The sequence below is a fragment of the Corallococcus sp. EGB genome (assembly GCF_019968905.1).
Taxonomy (GTDB): domain Bacteria; phylum Myxococcota; class Myxococcia; order Myxococcales; family Myxococcaceae; genus Corallococcus.
The window spans coordinates 2,813,567-2,832,419 of sequence record NZ_CP079946.1 but is presented as its reverse complement, the minus strand read 5'-3'; the positions used below and the strand labels follow the sequence as shown (position 1 = coordinate 2,832,419).

13 protein-coding genes and 1 tRNA gene are annotated in these 18,853 nt (G+C 66.4%); 10 read left to right on the top strand and 4 right to left on the bottom strand.

The features are described from left to right. Positions 1 to 21: 21 nt before the first annotated feature. From rpoD to KYK13_RS12095, 3 genes are all read left to right on the top strand, one after another. A complete protein-coding gene (gene rpoD, locus KYK13_RS12105; protein ID WP_223644225.1) occupies positions 22 to 2,142 on the top strand; it encodes an RNA polymerase sigma factor RpoD in 2,121 nt (706 codons plus the stop codon). A gap of 92 nt (positions 2,143 to 2,234) precedes the next feature. Further along, positions 2,235 to 2,567: an MGMT family protein gene (locus tag KYK13_RS12100; protein ID WP_223644224.1), complete on the top strand. Its 333-nt coding sequence runs from the start codon at positions 2,235 to 2,237 to the stop codon at positions 2,565 to 2,567. Between the two features lie 73 nt (positions 2,568 to 2,640). Continuing rightward, positions 2,641 to 2,713, top strand: a tRNA-Ile gene (locus tag KYK13_RS12095). A 36-nt stretch (positions 2,714 to 2,749) separates the two neighbouring features. On the opposite strand, the gene KYK13_RS12090 is transcribed toward KYK13_RS12095, so the two are convergent. Together KYK13_RS12090 and KYK13_RS12085 are read right to left on the bottom strand one after the other, a co-directional pair. Further along, positions 2,750 to 3,820 carry a hypothetical protein gene (locus KYK13_RS12090; protein WP_223644223.1) on the bottom strand — a complete coding sequence of 357 codons (1,071 nt, stop codon included), beginning with the start codon at positions 3,818 to 3,820 and terminating at the stop codon, positions 2,750 to 2,752. Positions 3,821 to 3,950: 130 nt separating this feature from the next. Beyond that, on the bottom strand, positions 3,951 to 4,658 hold the full coding sequence (locus KYK13_RS12085) for a hypothetical protein (protein WP_223644222.1): 708 nt from the start codon (positions 4,656 to 4,658) through the stop codon (positions 3,951 to 3,953). Between the two features lie 395 nt (positions 4,659 to 5,053). Between KYK13_RS12085 and KYK13_RS12080 the strand changes: the two genes are divergently transcribed. The 7 genes from KYK13_RS12080 (at position 5,054) to KYK13_RS39055 (ending at position 17,410) form a co-directional block, all read left to right on the top strand. Further along, a complete protein-coding gene (locus KYK13_RS12080) occupies positions 5,054 to 5,491 on the top strand; it encodes a hypothetical protein (RefSeq protein WP_223644221.1) in 438 nt (145 codons plus the stop codon). Positions 5,492 to 5,646: 155 nt separating this feature from the next. Beyond that, a complete protein-coding gene (locus KYK13_RS12075; RefSeq protein WP_223644220.1) occupies positions 5,647 to 9,726 on the top strand; it encodes a DUF3857 domain-containing protein in 4,080 nt (1,359 codons plus the stop codon). Positions 9,727 to 9,847: 121 nt separating this feature from the next. Continuing rightward, positions 9,848 to 11,452 carry a serine hydrolase gene (locus KYK13_RS12070; protein ID WP_223644219.1) on the top strand — a complete coding sequence of 535 codons (1,605 nt, stop codon included), beginning with the start codon at positions 9,848 to 9,850 and terminating at the stop codon, positions 11,450 to 11,452. A gap of 96 nt (positions 11,453 to 11,548) precedes the next feature. Continuing rightward, positions 11,549 to 13,657: a hypothetical protein gene (locus KYK13_RS12065; RefSeq protein ID WP_223644218.1), complete on the top strand. Its 2,109-nt coding sequence runs from the start codon at positions 11,549 to 11,551 to the stop codon at positions 13,655 to 13,657. A 10-nt stretch (positions 13,658 to 13,667) separates the two neighbouring features. Next, positions 13,668 to 14,873 carry a methyltransferase gene (locus KYK13_RS12060; protein WP_223644217.1) on the top strand — a complete coding sequence of 402 codons (1,206 nt, stop codon included), beginning with the start codon at positions 13,668 to 13,670 and terminating at the stop codon, positions 14,871 to 14,873. Between the two features lie 394 nt (positions 14,874 to 15,267). After that, entirely contained in the window at positions 15,268 to 16,395 is a 1,128-nt protein-coding gene (locus KYK13_RS12055; RefSeq protein WP_223644216.1) for a CotH kinase family protein, read from the top strand. Positions 16,396 to 16,528: 133 nt separating this feature from the next. After that, entirely contained in the window at positions 16,529 to 17,410 is an 882-nt protein-coding gene (locus KYK13_RS39055; RefSeq protein ID WP_304504106.1) for a hypothetical protein, read from the top strand. A 363-nt stretch (positions 17,411 to 17,773) separates the two neighbouring features. On the opposite strand, the gene KYK13_RS12045 is transcribed toward KYK13_RS39055, so the two are convergent. Further along, on the bottom strand, positions 17,774 to 18,109 hold the full coding sequence (locus tag KYK13_RS12045; RefSeq protein ID WP_223644215.1) for a hypothetical protein: 336 nt from the start codon (positions 18,107 to 18,109) through the stop codon (positions 17,774 to 17,776). Positions 18,110 to 18,278: 169 nt separating this feature from the next. Continuing rightward, positions 18,279 to 18,611 (bottom strand): J domain-containing protein, encoded by a 333-nt coding sequence (locus KYK13_RS12040; protein ID WP_223644214.1) that lies wholly within the window; start codon positions 18,609 to 18,611, stop codon positions 18,279 to 18,281. Positions 18,612 to 18,853 lie beyond the last annotated feature (242 nt).

The following is an 18,853-nucleotide window of genomic DNA, read 5'->3' as shown; positions in this document are numbered from 1 at the left end:
TTCTTAAGGAGAAGTACCCGAATGCCGACGCAGAAGCCCCCCAAGGCATCCGTGAAGCCCACCAAGAAGAAGGTGGACCCGGTGATCCGCAAGAAGAAGGCCCCGGACAGCCCTGCGGCGAAGGTCACGAAGGCAGCGGAGCCTGAGGAGAAGGAGCTGGCGGCGAAGGAAGCCGCCGCCGAGGCGACCGAGAAGATCAAGAAGAAGAAGGGCGTGGCCGCCATCGCGGACGACGTGGACCCCGAGGAGGCCGCGGAGGAAGCCGCCGCCGCCGTTCAGGTGGACCCGGACGCGGTGGAAGACGACGTGGAGGAGGATCCCGTCGCCGAGCGCAAGGAAGTCAAGGACCTGCTGGCCGCGGGCCGCGAGAAGGGCTTCCTCACCTATGACGAGGTGAACGACGCCCTCCCCGCCGACATCGTGTCGTCCGATCAGATCGACGACGTGATGAGCATGTTCGGCGACAACGACATTGAGATCGTGGACGCGCAGAAGGCCGCGCAGTCCAACGAGATCAAGCCCACCGTCGCCGTCGAGGAAGAGAAGGAAGACCAGGACGAGGACGAGAAGGACGAGGACGACGAGCCGGGCGGCAAGTCCAACGATCCCGTCCGCCTCTACCTGCGCAAGATGGGCAGCGTCAGCCTCCTCACCCGCGAGGGCGAGGTGGAGATCGCCAAGCGCATCGAAGAGGGCGAGAAGGAAGTCCTGCGCGCGCTGCTGGCCTGCCGCGTCGCGGTCGCGGACATCCTGGACATCAGCAACCGCCTGAAGACGGGCAAGCTGCGCGTGCGCGACGTCATCAAGGACGCGCCGGAAGAGGCCCAGTCGGAGAACGCGGAAGAGCCCGCCGAGGAGGCGGCCGAGGGCGAGGCCCCCGCGCAGCTGGCGCAGAGCGAGCTCAACAAGATCGAGCAGATCTCCAAGCAGATTGAACGCTTCCGCAAGTTCGCCAAGGACTGCGAGGTGCTGGAGGAGGAGCTCTCCGGCAAGAAGAAGCTGACGGAGGTCCGCAAGAAGGAGCTGAAGCAGGAGGTGAAGGACCTCAGGACCAAGATGATGGAGGTCCTGGAGGAGATGCGGCTGAACAAGAAGCAGGTGGACCGCATCGTCCTGAACCTCAAGGGCCTCATCGAGCGCGTGGAGAAGGCGGAAGAAGAGCTCGGGGACCTGGAGCGCCGCTACCAGGTCAACATGAAGGACCTGCGCCCGCAGCTCAAGGAGTCGCGCGAGAACCCGAACATCGCCAAGAAGCTCCAGAAGCAGCTCAACTTCACGCCGGAGCAGCTGGAGGTCCTGGACCGCGACGTGCGCACGGCGGTGCGGAAGATCAAGCGCGTGGAGGAGGAGGCCAACCTCCCGGTGGATCAGCTCCGCCGCAACTACGACGCCATCCGCCTGGGTGAGAAGCGGGCCGAGCGCGCCAAGAGCGAGCTGGTGGAGGCGAACCTGCGCCTCGTCGTCTCCATCGCGAAGAAGTACACGAACCGCGGCCTGCAGTTCCTGGACCTCATCCAGGAGGGCAACATCGGCCTGATGAAGGCGGTGGACAAGTTCGAGTACAAGCGCGGCTACAAGTTCTCGACGTACGCCACCTGGTGGATCCGCCAGGCCATCACCCGCGCCATCGCGGACCAGGCCCGCACCATCCGCATCCCGGTGCACATGATCGAGACCATCAACAAGCTCATCCGCACGAGCCGCTACCTCGTGCAGGAGATTGGCCGCGAGCCGACGCCGGAGGAGATCGCGGAGAAGATGGAGCTGCCGCTCGACAAGGTGCGCAAGGTCCTGAAGATCGCCAAGGAGCCCATCTCCCTGGAGACGCCCATTGGCGAGGAGGAGGACAGCCACCTGGGCGACTTCATCGAGGACAAGAGCCTCGTGTCGCCCGCGGACGCGGTCATCAACATGAACCTGGCCGAGCAGACCCGGAAGGTGCTGGCCACGCTCACGCCGCGCGAGGAGAAGGTCCTGCGCATGCGCTTCGGCATTGGCGAGAAGAGCGACCACACGCTGGAAGAGGTGGGCCAGGACTTCGAGGTGACGCGCGAGCGCATCCGCCAGATTGAAGCCAAGGCGCTGCGCAAGCTGCGCCACCCCAGCCGCTCCAAGCGCCTGCGCTCCTTCGTGGAGAGCTGACGCAAGGTCGTTGAGCGGATTGGATTCGAAGGCCTCCGTTCCTTGAGTGGACGGGGGCCTTCATCGTTTTGTTGTCCCCCTGGAGGTGTGCCGTGGCCGCGAAGAAGCCCGCCGGAAAGCCCCTGCCCTTCTCAGAGAACGTGATGAAGCAGGTGCGCTCCATTCCCCGGGGCGAGGTGCGCTCGTACGCGCAGGTGGCCATCTACGCAGGCAGGCCCGGCGCGGCGCGGGGCGTGGGGCGGGAGCTGAAGCACCTGCCGGGGCAGGCCACGCAGGTGCCCTGGTGGCGGGTCATCCGCTCGGACGGGACGCTGGCGCCACCGGTGGCGCACGAGCAGGCGAAGCGGCTGCGCGCGGAGGGCGTCACCGTGACGGAGAAGGGGCAGGTGTTCCGCGTCGCGGTGAAGCAGGACGGCAAGGCCTGACGCGCGGCGGTGCTTGCCAGGCGCGCGCGGGCGGAGAGATAGTCAGCCCGCGTCTGGCATCAGCGAGTGATGAGGGCCCTTAGCTCAGCGGTTAGAGCTGTCGGCTCATAACCGATTGGTCCCTGGTTCGAATCCAGGAGGGCCCACTCCCCTCACCTCCTGTCTGGCGCCTGCGAACGGGCTCACCGGGTCTTCTTCACGGAGCGCTTGCGGACACCTGTTCGCTTCTTGGCTTTACGGGGACGCTTGTTCGCGAACCGATTGATCAAGATGCCGCGGAGTTCCTCCTCGGGGAGCGTGCTTCCAATGGAATCAGGTCTGGGGCCGAACTTCCTGGGCCTGGACTTGAGCCAGTCTCGAACCGAGCGCATCTCCATGAATCTGACCGGAAGCGCGCGTCCGCCCATGATCCGTTGGAAGAACCAAGCCTCCATCTCATCGAAGGCCGGATTCGAGGTCAAGACCTGAGCGGCGAAGCGCCAGGTGAAGCCATAGCGCGGAAAGTAGATCCCCAGGTTCGAGATGGGGGGAACGCGTGGGTCGTCCCGCCGCATCGCTCGCGTGAGCAGGAAGTAGCCACGGAGTTGGCGCAAGTGCTCGAGTGTGACCCTGGCCTCTTGGGTTGTCTTGATTTCGAACAAGGTGCCATCCGCGATCAGGTCTGCGTCGGCTCCGCCCACGGCGCGGGAGTACCGGCCGAACGTGGGGTTCAGGAGCCCCCCCTGTGTCGTGAATTCGTCGAGCGGTGCGTGCTCAAGCATCCTGCGGACTTTGTCTACTTCACGTGGGTCCACACGCGCGAAATCCTCATTCCAGGTGTAGGAATTGAAGGGGGCACGGCAGACCAAATCAAGTGCGGAGACAGAAAGCGCGGCTTCGGCCATCGCCTGGAGGTCTTTCGCCCCGACTGTCGTGAGGCGACGATAGGCACGAATGACCCGCTCCGCATCCTGGAGGATTCGTGCGCCCAGTTCCCAAGGACTGGATGAGCCGGTCTGGGTAATGAGCTCCCCCGGAAGGGCTGCCAGCGAGCCGTAGGCGACCCATCTCTCTTCCAGGGCATGAGGACAGCGCCGCCCCAATTCAAAGCGCAAGGCATAGTCCACGGCGGTCCCCAGGAGTCCTGCCCGGTTCCGGTGCACAGAGCGCATGACCCGCACGTCAGCAGGAGGGCGAGGACGCACCACCGATTGGAGAAGAAGGTTGAGCCGACTTCGTACGGTCGACTGCTCAACGACGCGCTTGAGCGACATGAAGCCCTCCCCCGCTGGATGGGCAATCCGACAACGTCGAGCACACTGTGCCCGGGCACCTTGAACGTGGGCCATCACCCAATCAGGGGATGGCCCATCATCCAGAACATCGGAATCCGCGATGCCGGAGTCAGTTCAGCGGCGGTGGCCGACACTCCGTCGGCATGCCGGAGTGGGACACGGGATTTTCGAGGTCCCCGCCAAGCTCGGGGCGGTTGTTACGGCTCACCATGACGACAGGAGCACCCTCGTAACGAAGCGGCAGCTCGGGTCTGAAAATCTCCGTTTCATTCGCATACTGGGTATGCGGGACCCAGATCACAACCCGCCACAACGGGAAGGTCACCCCCGGGGGAAGGACCATTTTGTCGGGTCCATTCTGGGTCTCCGCCCGGAACTGCTTCCACAAGGCTGCAGTCTCAAGGCCATCCGCAGGATACAGATTGTGGTTCAGCATCGCGAAAGCTCCATCCGGAGGAGGACCGTAGCGCCAGGACGCATCCTCATGATTGACGTAGAAATTCGAGATGTTGAAATTAAAGGACTCCTGACTGGGCCCGTCATTGCGGATGGCGCAGATGACGTACACGAGCCATCGCCCCTGGTCACCATACGACCCCACCCCGAACCATTCATTCTTCTGAAAGTGACCCTGCACTGAAATGGGGTCCTTGAACCTGAAGGATTCGAAATTCATGACCTGGTCATACTCGATGGTGACAGCTTTGCTGACGTTGGGGCCCAGCGTCGCGCACCCAGGCAACATGAGCAGAAGCGAAACGCAGGCGCCGGCAAGCAGACAGCGGCGATTCATTCTCAACCATTCATTCAAGTTCATGCCCTCAGAATACGCACGAGCCCAAAATCCCTGACGGGCCTTCGCCCTTGCCACTGAGTGCACTCACGAAGCCATCCACGACACGGCCGTACATAATCCGAGGACCGGCTGCGACACCTATGCAAGACTTACACAGCAGCAAGAACTGCATAGTGCACACCCCGCCCAAATGCAAACATTGCACAACCCGGAGAGATGACCGGCGTCAACCTACAGCGAATGTCTCCGCCAAGGGCTCCTGGTTCACTGGCTTCGTGAAGTCCTCTCTGGATGGCCGCATCCATGAGCCCGGCGCCCTGAAACTCCTCGCCATCCCACCAGGTGCGCATAGGCGTCGTGCAACGGATGAAACACGCGGCGATCCGGTGGCCCTTCCACCAGGAGACATCCCCAACATGGCCCCACGTATCGCCGCCCTTCTCCCGTTCCTCGCCCTCTGCGCCTGCAGCTCCGCGAGCGGCAACTTCGTTGGCGAGTACGACAGCGTGGCGACGCCGATCCTCACCTCCAACGGTGAGACCACCCAGGGCAAGCCCATCCGGGGGACGCTGACCATTGTCGAGGGCAAGGGCGCGGACACGGTGATCATCAAGGACTCCGACTGCGACATCGGGGCGGCCGTGAAGAGTGACACGACGTGCCAGGTGGTCTCCAAGTATTGCCCGCCCAAGGAGGTCGGGGACTGTGAGGTCCCGATGAACGTCTCCGAGGAAACCGGCACCCTGAGCAGCGACAAGCTGGTCATCGAGCTCGCTGGGACGAACACCGCCGTGTGCCCGGATGGGTCGACGACCAACTCCTTCGCCCTGCGGATCGACGCGACGACGAAGTAGAATGCGGGGTTCAACGTCTGGATGGGTAACCCCAGACCTCGCACCCGCGCCTACTATTCCGGAAGACAATGAATTGCGCGGTTTGAGTTCCACACGGCGGCCTGGGGGGATGGGATGGACCGTGCAATGCCTGCTAGGCTGCGGTCCATCCTCACATGAATACCCTGCTCATCGCCGCGGCGACGGACCCCGACATGTCCATCGCCTCTCTCGTCTGGATCCTTCTCCTGATTTTCGGCCTCTTCAAGTGCCATGCGACACTTCAAGAAGGCTCCGCGAACCGCAAGGCGATCTTCGCGCTGGTGCTGGTGAATCTCGCGGCGCTGGTGAGCCTCGTCGTACAGCTGTTCAAGCCCCTGAGCGAATCGCCCCTGTCGGCCATTCTGGTGGGGCTGGTCACGTTCGTTCTCATGCTGCTGGGGCTGTTCCTCGCCGTCACCGGCCTCATCGAGCTCCGCGCTGACAAGGAACGGCGTCTGAAGGGGCGCGCGCACGCGTGGTGGGCCCTCGCGCTCTCGGGCCTCATCCTGACAGGAATGGTGTTTGGCTTTGTCAGGACCTTCTCACACCGGAACGAAATTCCGGAGTCCTACCGGGCGGAGAAGCCTGACGAAGGCTTCCGCGACGAGGAGATGAACTTCGCCTTCCAGCATCCAGGCAGGCCCTGGATGACGATGAACGCCCAACGGCTCAACAAGATCGCGAAGTTCGCCGTGGCCCGGGGTGGCACAAGCCAGATCTACTTCATCATCGTTCCGGAGGCGTTCCCGAATGGCGAGTTCCCCGGCGGCGAGGAAAGCACCGAGCTGCTCGCGGACATCGTGCTCAACAACCTCGAGAGCGGCTTGGGCGCCGTCGAAAAGCTGTCGCGTGAGCCCCATGCCGTCGGTGAGCTGAAGGGCATCCGCCTGCGCTCCCGCGCCACCCACGCGAAGATGCCGCTCAGCTATGTGCATTGGGTCTACACGCACGATTCGCACGCCTATCAGCTCATGGCATGGGCAAACACGAAGGACGAGAAGGAGCTCTTCGAGGAGGCGGACCGCCTGTTCTCGCGCTTCTCCCTGCTGAATCCCCAGAGCAAGGCCGCCCCCGCCGCGGCTGTGAGCCCCGTGACGGCACACTCCACGGAGTATGGGTACTCCGTCGAACTGGACGGGCAGCTCTGGACGCGGCCCAACAACCTCGCGACGGTGTTTCCCGAGGCGGACTTCGGCGCGGTGGGTGACAACGCCAACATGGCCGTCGTCCCCCTCTGGCTCTTCGGCGAGGAGCCCTCTCCGGACGCCCTGGCTCACGGCCTGATGAGCGTCCTCGACGTGGACTCCCGCGATGGCACGGTCCGCAATGCCCACGAGGTCACCGCGGGCCCGCTCTCGGGGCGGGCCTTCACCTACGAGGCCCCGAGCGAAGAGGGAGGCATCAATGAATACGAGCTGCGCGTGTTCCGGGACGGGGACATGGCGTACCTGCTCGTCGGATGGTGGGCCAAGAACCAGCCCTCGCTCGGCAGCCGGGTCCGCGCGGCGCTGGATGCCGTCAAGCTGAGCGCGCCCTCGGCGGCGCCCCGCTCCGCGGCGGCAGGCAAGGCCTCCGCGACCACCCACGCGAGGGTCTTTGATCAGATCGCGCGGTACTACAGCGACAAAGAGGACTTCGCCTCGGCCATCCCCTGGTTCAAGCGCGCCTTCGCACTGGAGCCCGGCGAGCCGATGCTGCTCATCAACGCCGTGGCCGCGTATGCCAGCGCGGAGCAGTATGCGGAGGGGCTCGCGCTCATCAACGCCCACGTGAAGCGGTTCCGGGGAGAGCTGCGGCTGGAGTCCTGGCGGGCCTACATGCTCGTGCGCAGCGGCCGCGAGGCCGAGGGGTTTCAGGCCTACACCTCGATCTTCCCCTCCCGCCTCACCAATGAGACGCACCTGAGCCGGTATCTCACGCTGCTCCAGGAGAAGGGCCGTGTCGAGCAGGCGCTCCAGGTCATCCAGCAATACCGGAAGCGCGCCGACTCGACGAGCGCCACGCTCATGCATGCGCGCATCCTGCGGCGCAAGGGCGCCTCCGCGCAGGCCGCGGCCCTGCTGCGTCAGCGCCAGAAGCGCGAGGGCTACGCCCCGGAGTTGGCCGAAGCGCTGGCGGACACGTGGCTGGAAGCCCGGCAGCCGAAGCTCGCCCTGGAGGTCGCCGACGAGATGGTGCGCAAGTCCGCGCAGTCCTCCACGGGCTACCAGGTCCGGGCCCGCGCGGAGTACGCGCTCAAGCGCTATGCGGACGCCAAGTCCTCGCTGGAGAAGGCGCTTGAGCTGGAGCCCACCTCCACGGACTCGCGCCAGTTCCTCGAGCACGTGTCCGGCATGCTGGGCCAGGGGGTGAACTCGGTCCTCAAGACGCCCATCGAGGAGGTCTCGCTGCCGCCGGACCTGCTCGCCCAGAAGGGCAGACCCTCCGAGGCGAAGGGCCACAATGGACAGTACCTCCTGCGGGCCACCGCCATCTCCTTCGTGAAGGGAAAGGAATTGCGCACCACCGACCTGCGCCGGGTCCAGGTGCACAACGCGGCGGGCGTTGAGCGCTTCAACACCTTCGAGTTCGAGCTCAACCCGCTGTCCGAGGAGATCTTCGTCAACCGGGTGGAGGTCCGGGATGAGCAGGGCCGCGTGGTGGCGAAAGGCAAGGTGGAGGACTGCTACGTCTCCGACCAGGCCTCCGCGCAGAAGGGAACCCAGCGCCGCACCCTGGTGGTGCCCGTGCCGGGCCTGAAGCCCGGGCACACCGTGGAGGTCGTGGTCACCCGGCGCGACATCACGCCGCCGAAGTCCATGCGCTTCCTCGAGCATGAGTTCTCCACGAGCCTCCCCGTGTCCCGCTCCGTGCTCCACGTCCGCGGCGACGTGGACGCGATGCAGTGGCGGGCCGCGCCCGGCATCAAGCCCCTCCAGGCGCCCGATGCCTTGACCTTCGTCGTCGAGCAGCCCGCCCTCTACCGCGAGGAGGGCCTGCAGCCCGACTACCAGGAGTATCTGCCCATGGCGTGGCTGGCGCCCGTCGGCACGACGTGGGAGGCCGAGGGCACCGACTACCTGAAGTCCATTGCCGCGCAGCTCGAGCCCGCGTCCAGCGTGAAGGCCCTCGCCGCCAAGGAGGGTGGGACGACCAAGGACGAGGCGACGCGTGCCGCCGCGCTGGCCCGCTGGGTCCAGAAGAGCCTGACCTACCGAGGCATCCTCTTTGGCGCCCGGGCCCGCATTCCGCACGCCGTGGACGAAATCCTCGGCAACCGCACCGGCGACTGCAAGGACCACTCCCTCCTGCTGCACCAGCTGCTCGGCGCCGCCGGGATTCCCTCGCAACTGGCGCTCGTGCGCGCGGGAGGCCCCATCGTGGCGGACACGCCCTCGTTGGACCAGTTCGACCACATGGTCGTCTACCTGCCGACGGTGGGTGGGGGCACCTTCGTGGACGTGACGAACAAGTCCGTCGCGCCCATGAGCAGCGGGGAGATGGGTTTGAGCGGCCGGGAGGCGTTGGTGCTGGATGCCACGAAGTCCCGGCTCGTGCGCATCCCCGAGTCCTCCCAGAGCCACGTCCGCGCCGAGCGCCACGTCCGCCTCCAGGGGACGACGCTGCACGTGAAGGAGCAGGTGACTCTGAAGGGAAGCCATGCCTCCGCCCTGCGCTACTACCTCTCCAGCGAGGAGCCGTCCGAGCGCGCCGAGCTGATGGCCACCCTGATGGGAGGCTCCCGGGCCGGCGTGAGCGTCACCAGCCTGGAGGCCCCGGACCTGGATGAGCCCGAGCGCCCGCTGATCTTGAAGGTCGAATACGTCGTGCGCGGCCGCTTCGCCTCCGCGGGCGTCGGTGTCGTGGGGCAACTGCCCTCGCCCTGGGAGCACAACTTCCTCAGCCTCCGGGACACGGAGCGGCGCGACTCTCCCGTGGAGGTGAGGACGCCGCTCGTCATCGAGAGCGTGACCCATTTCGAGGTGCCCTCGGGCCAGGACCTCACGGCGCAGGAGCTCGCGGATCGCTCCGGCACCACGGACTACGCGGAGTGGAAGCTGACGTCCCGGCTGGCCGATGGCGTGCTCACGCGAGACTTCCGCATCCAACGGGCGAAGGGCCGCTACGAGGCCTCCAGGTACACGGCGTACAAGGACGCCATGCAGGGCGCGCTGGGGGCCCTGGAAGAACGCGTGTCGCTGCGCGGGCCCGCGTCCGCGGCCGTCCAGGAGTAGTCCGACGCGCAGGGAGCAGGCCTGTTTGCAACAAGGCTCCCTGCGCCATCAGCACCCCATGGGGACAGGCAATCAGCGAGGATGGCCTCCGTATCTCCATCCACCTTGCCCTGGAGCCCTCATGCGACGTTCGCTGCTCGTCCTGCTGTGTTCCCTCATGGCAGCCTGTGCCCATGCGCCTGCGCTCGAGCAGACCAGTGCTCCCAGCAGCGCGTCCCTCCTGAAGCTGTGGGAGCCATCGCCGGAGGAGCGCCAGACGTTGCTCGTGGCGGAGCAGGCCATCGAGGGCAAGGACTTCGCGAAGGCGCTCGAGCTGTATGAAGGGCTGTGGGCCCACGGCTTCCGGGATCCGTATGTCGCTTTTGACGCCGCGGCCGCGGCAGCCCAGTTCGGGGACACGGCGAAGGGGCTCGCCTGGATGGAGCGCGGGGCCGACGCGGGCCTGGCGAACGTGGCCGGCATCCGCAGCGCCCCGGGCCTCTCCGCCCTGCGCACCCAGCCCTCCTTCGCGGCCATCGACGCGCGCATCCAGGAGAACGCCCGGCGCGTCCGCGTGGAGGGACACGTGGGCGAAGGCCTGCCCCGGAGCACGCCGGAAGCGGAGGGCCTGTCCCCGGAAGCGCTCGCCACCCTGCTCAAGGCCGCCGAGGAGACCGGCACCTCCGGGCTGGTCCTGCTGCGCCATGGGCGCCTCGTGGGTGAGTGGTATTTCGGTGGCGACACGCGGCGCATCGAGACCATGTCCGCGACCAAGGGCGTTGTCGCGCTGGCCATCGGCCTGCTCATCGACGACGGGAAGATCGCGTCCGCGGACGTGCCGGTCTCCACCTTCTTTCCGGAGTGGTCGCAAGGCCTCAAGGCCCGGGTGACGCTGCGCCACCTGCTCAATCACACGTCAGGGCTCGTGGCCAACCGCACCGCGAGGGACATCTACCAATCGCCGGACTTCGTGCGCTTCGCGCTGGAGGCGGAGGTCGCGGATCCGCCGGGCAGCCGCTTCTTCTACAACAACAAGGCCGTGAACCTGCTCGCGGGCGTGGTGGAGCGCGCCTCCGGAGAGAAGCTGGACGCGTACCTGCGCCGGCGTCTCTTCGCGCCGCTCGGCATCCGGGACGTGGAGTGGCAGAAGGACCCGGCTGGCAACCCGCTGGGCATGTCCGGGCTGCGCATCCACCCGCTCGACTTCGCCAAGCTGGGCCAGCTGCTCCTCCAGCGCGGCGAGTGGCGGGGACGGCGCATCCTGAGCGAGGCGTGGATCCGCGAATGCACTACCCCCTCGACGCCGGCCCTCAGCCCCACGTCGGGCCTGCTGTGGTGGGCGCTGTATGAGCAGACCACCCGGGTCATCGGCCCGGAGATGGTGGAGCGGGCCCGGAGCAACGGCTTGAGCGAGGAGATCGTCGCCCGCCTGCGCCCGTGGGTGAACCGGCCGGTGACAAGGGATGAGCTCATGACCGCCCTCGTCCCCGCGCTGGGCGGCATGGAGGCTCTAATGGCGTTCATGGAGAAGGCCGCGCCGCTCGAGGCATCGTCACAGGTGGCGGGCGCGCTCCAGGGCTATGCCGCGCTCGGGTCGCTGGGACAGTTCCTCGTGGTGATTCCAGGCACGGAGCTGGTGGCGGTGCGGATGGCGGAGCCGGACGGCCGCGTCCCTGAGAACCAGATAGCGTTCTCCACGTTCCCCGAGCACGTGGTGGCCCTCGTTCCCTCCCCCCCCGCGCCCTGAAGTCCCCGCGCCCCGCGTGCTGGGGGAGCAAGGCGGCATGGCGGCACCGGCCTCCCAGGCTTGACGCTCCTGGGACACACAGGCTTCGCTTGGCCCATGACGGTCCAGCTCAAGAACCTGGCGGGCACGAGCGAGCTCTCCCCCGAAACGGCCCGCAAGTGGCTCCGCGGCGGCGGGTACCCGGTTCCCGACTACATCGACGACACCTGCCTCGACCTCTTCCTGCTCACGCGTGACAAGACCTACGGCTTCATGCAGCAGCAGGGGTTCCTGTCCGACATCGACGGGTTCTACCAGGCGCGCAAGAGCCTCCGGATGGCCCGGAAGAACCTGGAGGGCTATGCGCAGCACCTGCGGAACCAGAGCGTGACGAATTCGCTGGTGCTCGAGGTGCTCGGGGTCAAGAAGGGCGGGAAGACCTCCCCGGAGACGCTGGAGGTCGGGCGGGGGTTGATCTCGGACCTTCTGGACGAGGAGCAGGCCTACATCCAGGAATGCATGGCGTCCCTGGATCAGCAGTGGCTCTGGCACCACGCAGGGCGCGTGGACAAAGGCCTGCTCTCCAACGGGGAGGTGAGCAGCATCCTCACGTCCTTCGCCCAGGAGACCCAGCTCCACAACGACAAGGTCAAGGAGGTTCAGGAGGCCCGGAAGAGGATCCAGGACGAGACGAAGAAGGCCAAGCAGAATGCCAAGAGCAAGAAGGACAAGGACGCCGAGGTCTACGTCCCGCCGCCACTGCCCGACCCATATGTCCCCCCGGCGGAGAAGGACCGGGCGAAGTACGCGTACTACGAGCCCATCCGCAACCGGCTGATGGGCCTGGGCTTCGTCGTTTCGCCCCCGGGCACCGCGCTGGGCGCGGTGTTCCCGCCCAAGGACTGGCGCAGGAACATCCCGGAGGTGGTGTTCAACCAGAAGGTGAAAGCCTTCACGGATGAGCTCGTGAGCCGCTATCACCTGGTGGGCGACGACGACACCTCCCTGACACGGCTGTTGCTCCCCAGGACGCAGGCCCTTCAGGGCCTGAAGGGGACGTTCTCCGGGGCCGTGGGCTGCCTTTGCGTCTCCTGGACCCGGCACCAGGTGAGCGGGGGGACCATGCACGTGCCCATCCTCGGCCTCTCCGGCGTGGTCCGCGAGGAGCCCGGTCCCTCCTACTTCCAGCTCTATTGCAGACACCTGGCCCTGCCGAACTGGCAGCCGGACACCCCCATCCCCCCGGCTCCCAACCAGCCCATGCAGGCCAGTCAAAAGCTCCGGGGGCTGCGCGAGCAGGTCGGAAAGGAATACACGAGGCTCAAGGGCGTCCTGTCGAAAAAGGACCTCGACCCCGACTCCGAGGATGGCAAGGCGGTGGCGGCCTACAGGACGCTCCAGGGCAAGCTGAAGAAGCGCGATGAGAAGGAAACGAAGGCCTACAACGACGGCAAGATCCAGAATGAGATCCAGCGGGAGCTGACCGTCAATTACGAGACCATGCTCGAGCGGACCAGCCTCGCGGCCTTCGGCTATCGCGCTCGGACGCGGATGAGGCTGCGCACGCCCTCGCGGCAAGCGTTGTTCAGCTACGTCTCCTTCCGGCAGGACAAGGAGAGCAAGCACATCAAGCTCGACACGGCCTCGGACGCCGGGCTGGGCGTGGACCTGTGGGTCAGCGGATGGCACTCCCTGAACTGCGCCGAACCCGCGGCGCTCATGACCGCGTCGTCGTACTTCGGTGAAGGCTGCGACGTGCTCATCTGCTTCCCCTACGAGGGGTTCAGCGACACGGGGCCAGGCCGGAATCGCCCGAAGGAGACGTGTGCCTGGTGCGCCTCCGTGGAGCTCGGCTTCCGAAGCCTCAGCAAGAACACGAACCAGCTGGCCCGGAGCGTCAGCACGGGAGAGTGGCTGACGCAGTTGACCTTCCCGCTCCAGGACGAGCCCCAGGAAGCCCTCCCCGTGAAGCAGGGCTTCGATGCCTTCGACGACGAGAACCCCATCATCCATGCGACGCGCAACACGCTCGCGGGAAACGGCGCCAGCCTGGTCAAGAACAGCGACCTGGATACGGATGCCTATGCTCCCGGAGTCGTGACGAAGATTGGCCGCCTGCGGTCCATGTACTACATGCTGGGCCTGACGGACCGGGAGGTCGTGGCGCTGGACCGGCCCCTGTATGTGCACGCGGGGTTCGGTGAGGTGTCGAAGTTCCTGAGGTGAAGGCGCTGGCATGGATTTCCAGGCGCGACTCGCGGCGCTCACGCACCAGCTCCGGCCCTGGGCTCCGCTCTGGTCCCGCTCCATCCTCCAGGGCTGGCCCGGGTCCGGCGCCGCCTATCCCGAGGACTGGCTGGCCTATGCCCGGTCGCTCGATGAAGCGGGGGAGCGGAGCCTGGACCAGGGGCTCCTCGTGGGAAGCCCGCCCGTGTCACTGGCCACGCTCCTGGATGCGCTCCAGGAGCTGACGGCGCTGCCCTGGCACGAAGGCCGTCACGCGCTGTCGGCCGCGGAGACGCAGGGGCTCAGCGCCAAGAAGACCCACGAGCTCGAACGGGTGCTCGCCCTGCTCGCTCCGCGAACGCGCCTCATCCACCAGGCGGTGGATATCGGCGGTGGCATGGGACACCTTGCGCGTCTCTGTGCGCGGACGTTCGGGTGGACCTTCCACAGCATTGATAGGGACGCCGCGTTGCAGGACAAGGGCCGGCGGTGGCTGACGAGACCGGGGGGAGACACCGTGGGCTTCATCCCGGCCTCCGTCGAGGACGGGGTCCAACCCCAAATCGATCCGCTCTTCCGCGGCCGGGACCGGGCGTCCATCGGTCTGCACACCTGCGGACCGCTCGCCCTCACGCAGATCCGCAAGAGCCAGGGGGCGGGCTTCGTCCTGAACATCGGCTGCTGCTACGACAAGCTGGAGGCGCCGCGGGACCTCCCTGTCTCCTGCTTTGGGCGCGCGCATCCCCTGCCCTTCACGCCACACGCGCTGGCGTTGACGACGCGGGGACGGCATCACAAGAGCGAGGTGGAGTTCGCGCGGATGAAGCAGGTGTATGCGTGGCGCTTCGCGTTCGATCTCCTGTCGCGGCGGCGCTTTCCCGAGCGCGGCTTCGTCAGGGCCGGTGACGCGCCCCGGGCGCTCTATGCCGGACGTTTCGCCCGCTACGCGCGCGACCGCCTGGAGCGCCTGGGGCTCGATCCCGGCATGACGGACGCCGAGCTGGATGCCTTCGAGGTGTCCGTTCGCGCCGAGACACGGGACCTCCTGCTCTGCCATCTGCTGAGGGACCGCTTCGCGCGGGCGTTGGAGGTCGTGCTCCTGCTCGATCGTGCCATCCTCCTGGAGGAGCTGGGCTTCCAGGTCGAACTGCTCCAGGTCTTCGAGCCGAGCCTCTCGCCGCGCAACCTCGCGCTCATCGCGTCGCGGAGCGCTTGAGCCCTGCTTCATTCGCTCGGAAGCAAGGGGTGAGCGCCCTGCCCTGAGGCGCGATGCCTCGCGAGCAGGGTGCCGCATGCAGGTCCCTCGACCTGCCTTCCAGGACGTCCTTGGCACCCACGAGGGGCCTGTCCACCTTCTCCCGGCAGTGTCACTCCACACGCATCGGGCACAAGCGCGGCCTGGGACTCCTGCTGCCTCTCCGAGGAGAAGGCTCCCGCGCGTCGCCGCGGCCCTGCTGGCGCTCGCTCTGGGAGTGGCCACGCCCGGCTGCCTGCCCACGAGTCCCGAGGGGCCCCCTCTTCCCGCTTGCACCGGGACGGGGGGCGCCGCTCCCGAGGCAACGACCGCGGAGCAGGATCCGCGCGCCTACGTCGAGGAGGATGGGCTGCCGGTGCTCCACCTCTACGTGGCCGACTCGCTGCCGGATGACGACGACTACCAGGCGGCGCGCGTCTTCTATCGCGGACGGTGCTACGCCGCCCGGGCCAGGTATCGCGGCGCGACGTCCAAGGACTTCCCCAAGCGCAGCTTCACGCTCGACTTCCGCGATGGGCAGGCCTTCGACGAGCCCCTGCTCACGGCTGGCCTCTCCGGCCGGCGCAAGGTGGTGTTGATCAGCCCCTTCAATGACAACTCATACCTTCGCACGAGGCTGAGCTTCACCTTGTGGAGCCTCATGTCTCCCGACCACCTCCAGGTGAAGACCTTCAGCGCGGTCGTCTATCTGAACGGGCGCTACCACGGGCTCTACACGGTGGCGGACCACGTCGACCGCCACACGCTCTCCGCGCAGGGGATGGATGTCCATGGAGAGCTCTTCAAGGCCGTGCACGCGGACGCCAACTTCGCCCGGTGGGATGAGTTCGGCGGGCCCAAGGCCTCCCTGCGTCAGGGCTATGAGAAGAAGGAGGGCGAGCCCGAGGAGGGGGACAGGGCCTACGCCAGCATCGAGCAGCTCACCGCCTTCGTGGCGGATGCCAGCGAGGAGCGCTTCCGTGCGGAGCGCGGCGCCTGGATGCAGGTGGCGGACTACGAGGACTGGTGGATCCTGGCGCACGTGGCGGCCCTGTCCGACTCCGTGACGAAGAACGCCTACCACTTCCGCGCGCGCGGGCCGGCGCAGCGCTGGCGATACATCCCCTGGGACCTGGATGCGAGCTTCGGGCAGAACTGGGACACCACGCGAGAGCTCCCGGACGTGATGTCCTCCTTCACGGATGAGAACCGGATGTTCGCGCGGATGCTGGAGGACCCCGTCATCCGCGAGCCCCTCCGTGAGCGCCTCCGCACGCTTATCCACGGCTCGCTCCGCCGGGACGTCGTTCAGGGGCTCATCGACACCTATGCCTCAGAAATCGACCGCGCGGCACGGACGGATGAGGCCCACTGGGGCGAGGCCTATCGCCACTTCCCGGGCTGGAACCAGCGCACGGACATCCTCGGATTCGAGGACGAGGTGAAGTACCTCCACGACTGGGTGGACGCCCATTGGGAACTCCTGGAAGAGGAGCTCCGCTGAAGGCCGCACATCCCCGCACGGAAAGTGCCCTTCATTTCGCTCACAGCCGCGCGAACGAGGCTCACGGAGGATCCGTGACGTGGGCAGAGGGAGACGCTCGCTTCCTGTCACAGAACCCGTGACAATCCGCGGCATGAACCTGCAACGCTCGATTCTCTCCTGGGTGGTTCTCTCCCTTGCTGTCTTCCCCATGCTCCCCGGCTGCGGCTCCGATGACGTTGATACACCGCCGGATGCCGGCTCCAGAACCGATGCGGGCACCACGCCCGACGCGGGCACGGAACCCGATGCCGGCAGCACGCCCGACGCGGGCACCGAAACCGACGCCGGCAGCTCGCCCGACGCGGGCACCGAAAACGACGCCGGCAGCACGCCCGACGCGGGCACCGAAACCGACGCGGGCACCACGACCGACGCGGGCACCGAAGCCGACGCTGGCACCACGACCGACGCGGGCACCGAAACGGACGCGGGCACTGGCACGGATGCGGGCACCCAGCCCGACCCCTTCACCACCTGCGAGGGTGCGTGCAAGGACACCACCATCACGCTCCAGATGGATGGGAACCAGGCCACGATGACCAACGCCTTCTTCGGCTACGAGGAGCCGTCGAATCCCGGGGAACCGTGGACGCTGTGGTTCGAGTTCAACAACGGCGCGCCGGGTGAGTGCCCGTCCGAGGATTCGGAGGTCCCGCCGCAGCTCGCCAACGTCTACTCCGTGAAGCTGCCAGAGGACGCGACGCCCCAGGAGGGCTCCCCGTCCAATGATGGGCCGGCGGCGGTGGTCATCGATTTCGACGGCACGCTGACGGAGGACTTCTTCGTCAGGAGCACAAGCCTCACCTTCACGCCGGTGGCGGCCTCGCTGTGCCCCTCGTGCATCAAGGCGGGCACCCCTCCCGCGTCGCACTTCGTGGCCTTCGACGTGAAGGGAGCCTTCGCGAACGGCACCATGACCGGCCACGCGTACGCCACCTACTGCCCGTCGCTCGACACCTTCCAGGACAACTGAAGCTCCAGATGCCCCCGCGCGGGTGCCGGCCCCCTTCACCGGCACCCGCGACGTGATTTCATCCTCCGGCGCGGGAACCTCCACCGACGCCGGCACGAAGCCTCCGCCGACGAGGGCCGGGCGCTCGCGTGTCCAATGGCGGCCTCCTCGTGGTGGGATCCACCGAGGTGAACCTCGGCCACGACGGGCGAGCCCCTGCTCGTGCGGACGAGAACATCGACGCATCCGGACTCTTCCCAGACGAGGATTCGCGACTGCTGCCGAAGAGCATGGGGCTGTAAGCCCGCGGGGCCGCGCGGTCTGAAGCCTGGCACCGCTCACGGGTGCCGGGCTTCCCGCTCCGGATGCAAGGCTTTGAACGGCCTAGCAGGTCTTGTTGTAGAGCGCGATGCAGTTGTTCCTCAGCTGCGCCCTGGTGCAGTGACCGTTGTCCTTGCAGACGGCGAGGTCCGTGCCCGGCCACTTACAGTACAGGAGCGTGACCCAGCAGTTGGCGTCCATCGCGGAGACCTCGGACGTCTCGCCCATCGACGCAAGCGGCTCATCCGACGACGTCAGCGGGTTGTGGTCGAGGATGATGCGCTGACCGGACTCGGTGGAGATCATCTCCGCGTTGTCGGACGGGTAGTCCTCCGCGCCCGTTCCACATCCCACCAGCGGAACCGCGGCCAGCATGAGCCCCAGGAGCAGCTTCTTCATGATTGGTCTCCCTTGGTCGATGACGCCCAAAAGCAGGCGCCACGTGGATGACTTCCATCCACAGCCATGGACTCTACAATCAATAACAAGCCTTTCAAAATGCATTTAGAGCAACTAGCTGGCAATTCAAGGATACTCAACAGGAGGCTTCTCCCGGACCCTTCCATGCTCAATGCATTCTCACCTTCACGCCCATGCGACCCCTGGGGATGTTCAGGTCGCACCTGGGAGCCGGAGCTGGCCGCGCCTCCATGGGCATCCGGGGTGCCTCGGTGGCGGAAGTGACGTCAACCACAGCACGGTTCCTGGCGTCGTAGCGCTGGCGCTTCGCCGCATCGCCCAGCTCGTCGTACGCGGCCTGGATCCGGAGGAAGTGCTCCGTGGATTCTGGCCGTGGATCGCTGTCCGGATGGTACCGCCGCACCTGGCGCAGGTAGGCACGCCGGATGTCGTGCGCATCCGCTGTCTTCGCCACGCCAAGCACCGCGTACAGGTCCGCCATGCACCGGAACCTGGAGACGGCGCTTGCCCAGGCAAACGTGCCCGGAGGCGCAAGCGTTCGTCCGCTTGTAGCGCTTCACGTCACAAACAGACGCATCCGTAACACTATTCGTCACAACAAAACCTCACACCCCGATACGGGGCGGGTCGCAAAATACCGTGTATTTACTTGTTTCCACACTTCTGCCTATTTCTTCATTGCCTTCTCAACACAGACAGGTGACTCATGTGGAAGCGAAGTGA

Coding starts and splice junctions, on each gene's coding strand:
- rpoD (WP_223644225.1), top strand. CDS start 22: ATGCCGACGCAGAAGCCCCCCAAGGCATCCGTGAAGCCCACCAAGAAG.
- KYK13_RS12090 (WP_223644223.1), bottom strand. CDS start 3,820: ATGTCGCTCAAGCGCGTCGTTGAGCAGTCGACCGTACGAAGTCGGCTC.
- KYK13_RS12085 (WP_223644222.1), bottom strand. CDS start 4,658: ATGAACTTGAATGAATGGTTGAGAATGAATCGCCGCTGTCTGCTTGCC.
- KYK13_RS12080 (WP_223644221.1), top strand. CDS start 5,054: ATGGCCCCACGTATCGCCGCCCTTCTCCCGTTCCTCGCCCTCTGCGCC.
- KYK13_RS12075 (WP_223644220.1), top strand. CDS start 5,647: ATGAATACCCTGCTCATCGCCGCGGCGACGGACCCCGACATGTCCATC.
- KYK13_RS12070 (WP_223644219.1), top strand. CDS start 9,848: ATGCGACGTTCGCTGCTCGTCCTGCTGTGTTCCCTCATGGCAGCCTGT.
- KYK13_RS12065 (WP_223644218.1), top strand. CDS start 11,549: ATGACGGTCCAGCTCAAGAACCTGGCGGGCACGAGCGAGCTCTCCCCC.
- KYK13_RS12060 (WP_223644217.1), top strand. CDS start 13,668: ATGGATTTCCAGGCGCGACTCGCGGCGCTCACGCACCAGCTCCGGCCC.
- KYK13_RS39055 (WP_304504106.1), top strand. CDS start 16,529: ATGAACCTGCAACGCTCGATTCTCTCCTGGGTGGTTCTCTCCCTTGCT.
- KYK13_RS12045 (WP_223644215.1), bottom strand. CDS start 18,109: ATGAAGAAGCTGCTCCTGGGGCTCATGCTGGCCGCGGTTCCGCTGGTG.
- KYK13_RS12040 (WP_223644214.1), bottom strand. CDS start 18,611: ATGGCGGACCTGTACGCGGTGCTTGGCGTGGCGAAGACAGCGGATGCG.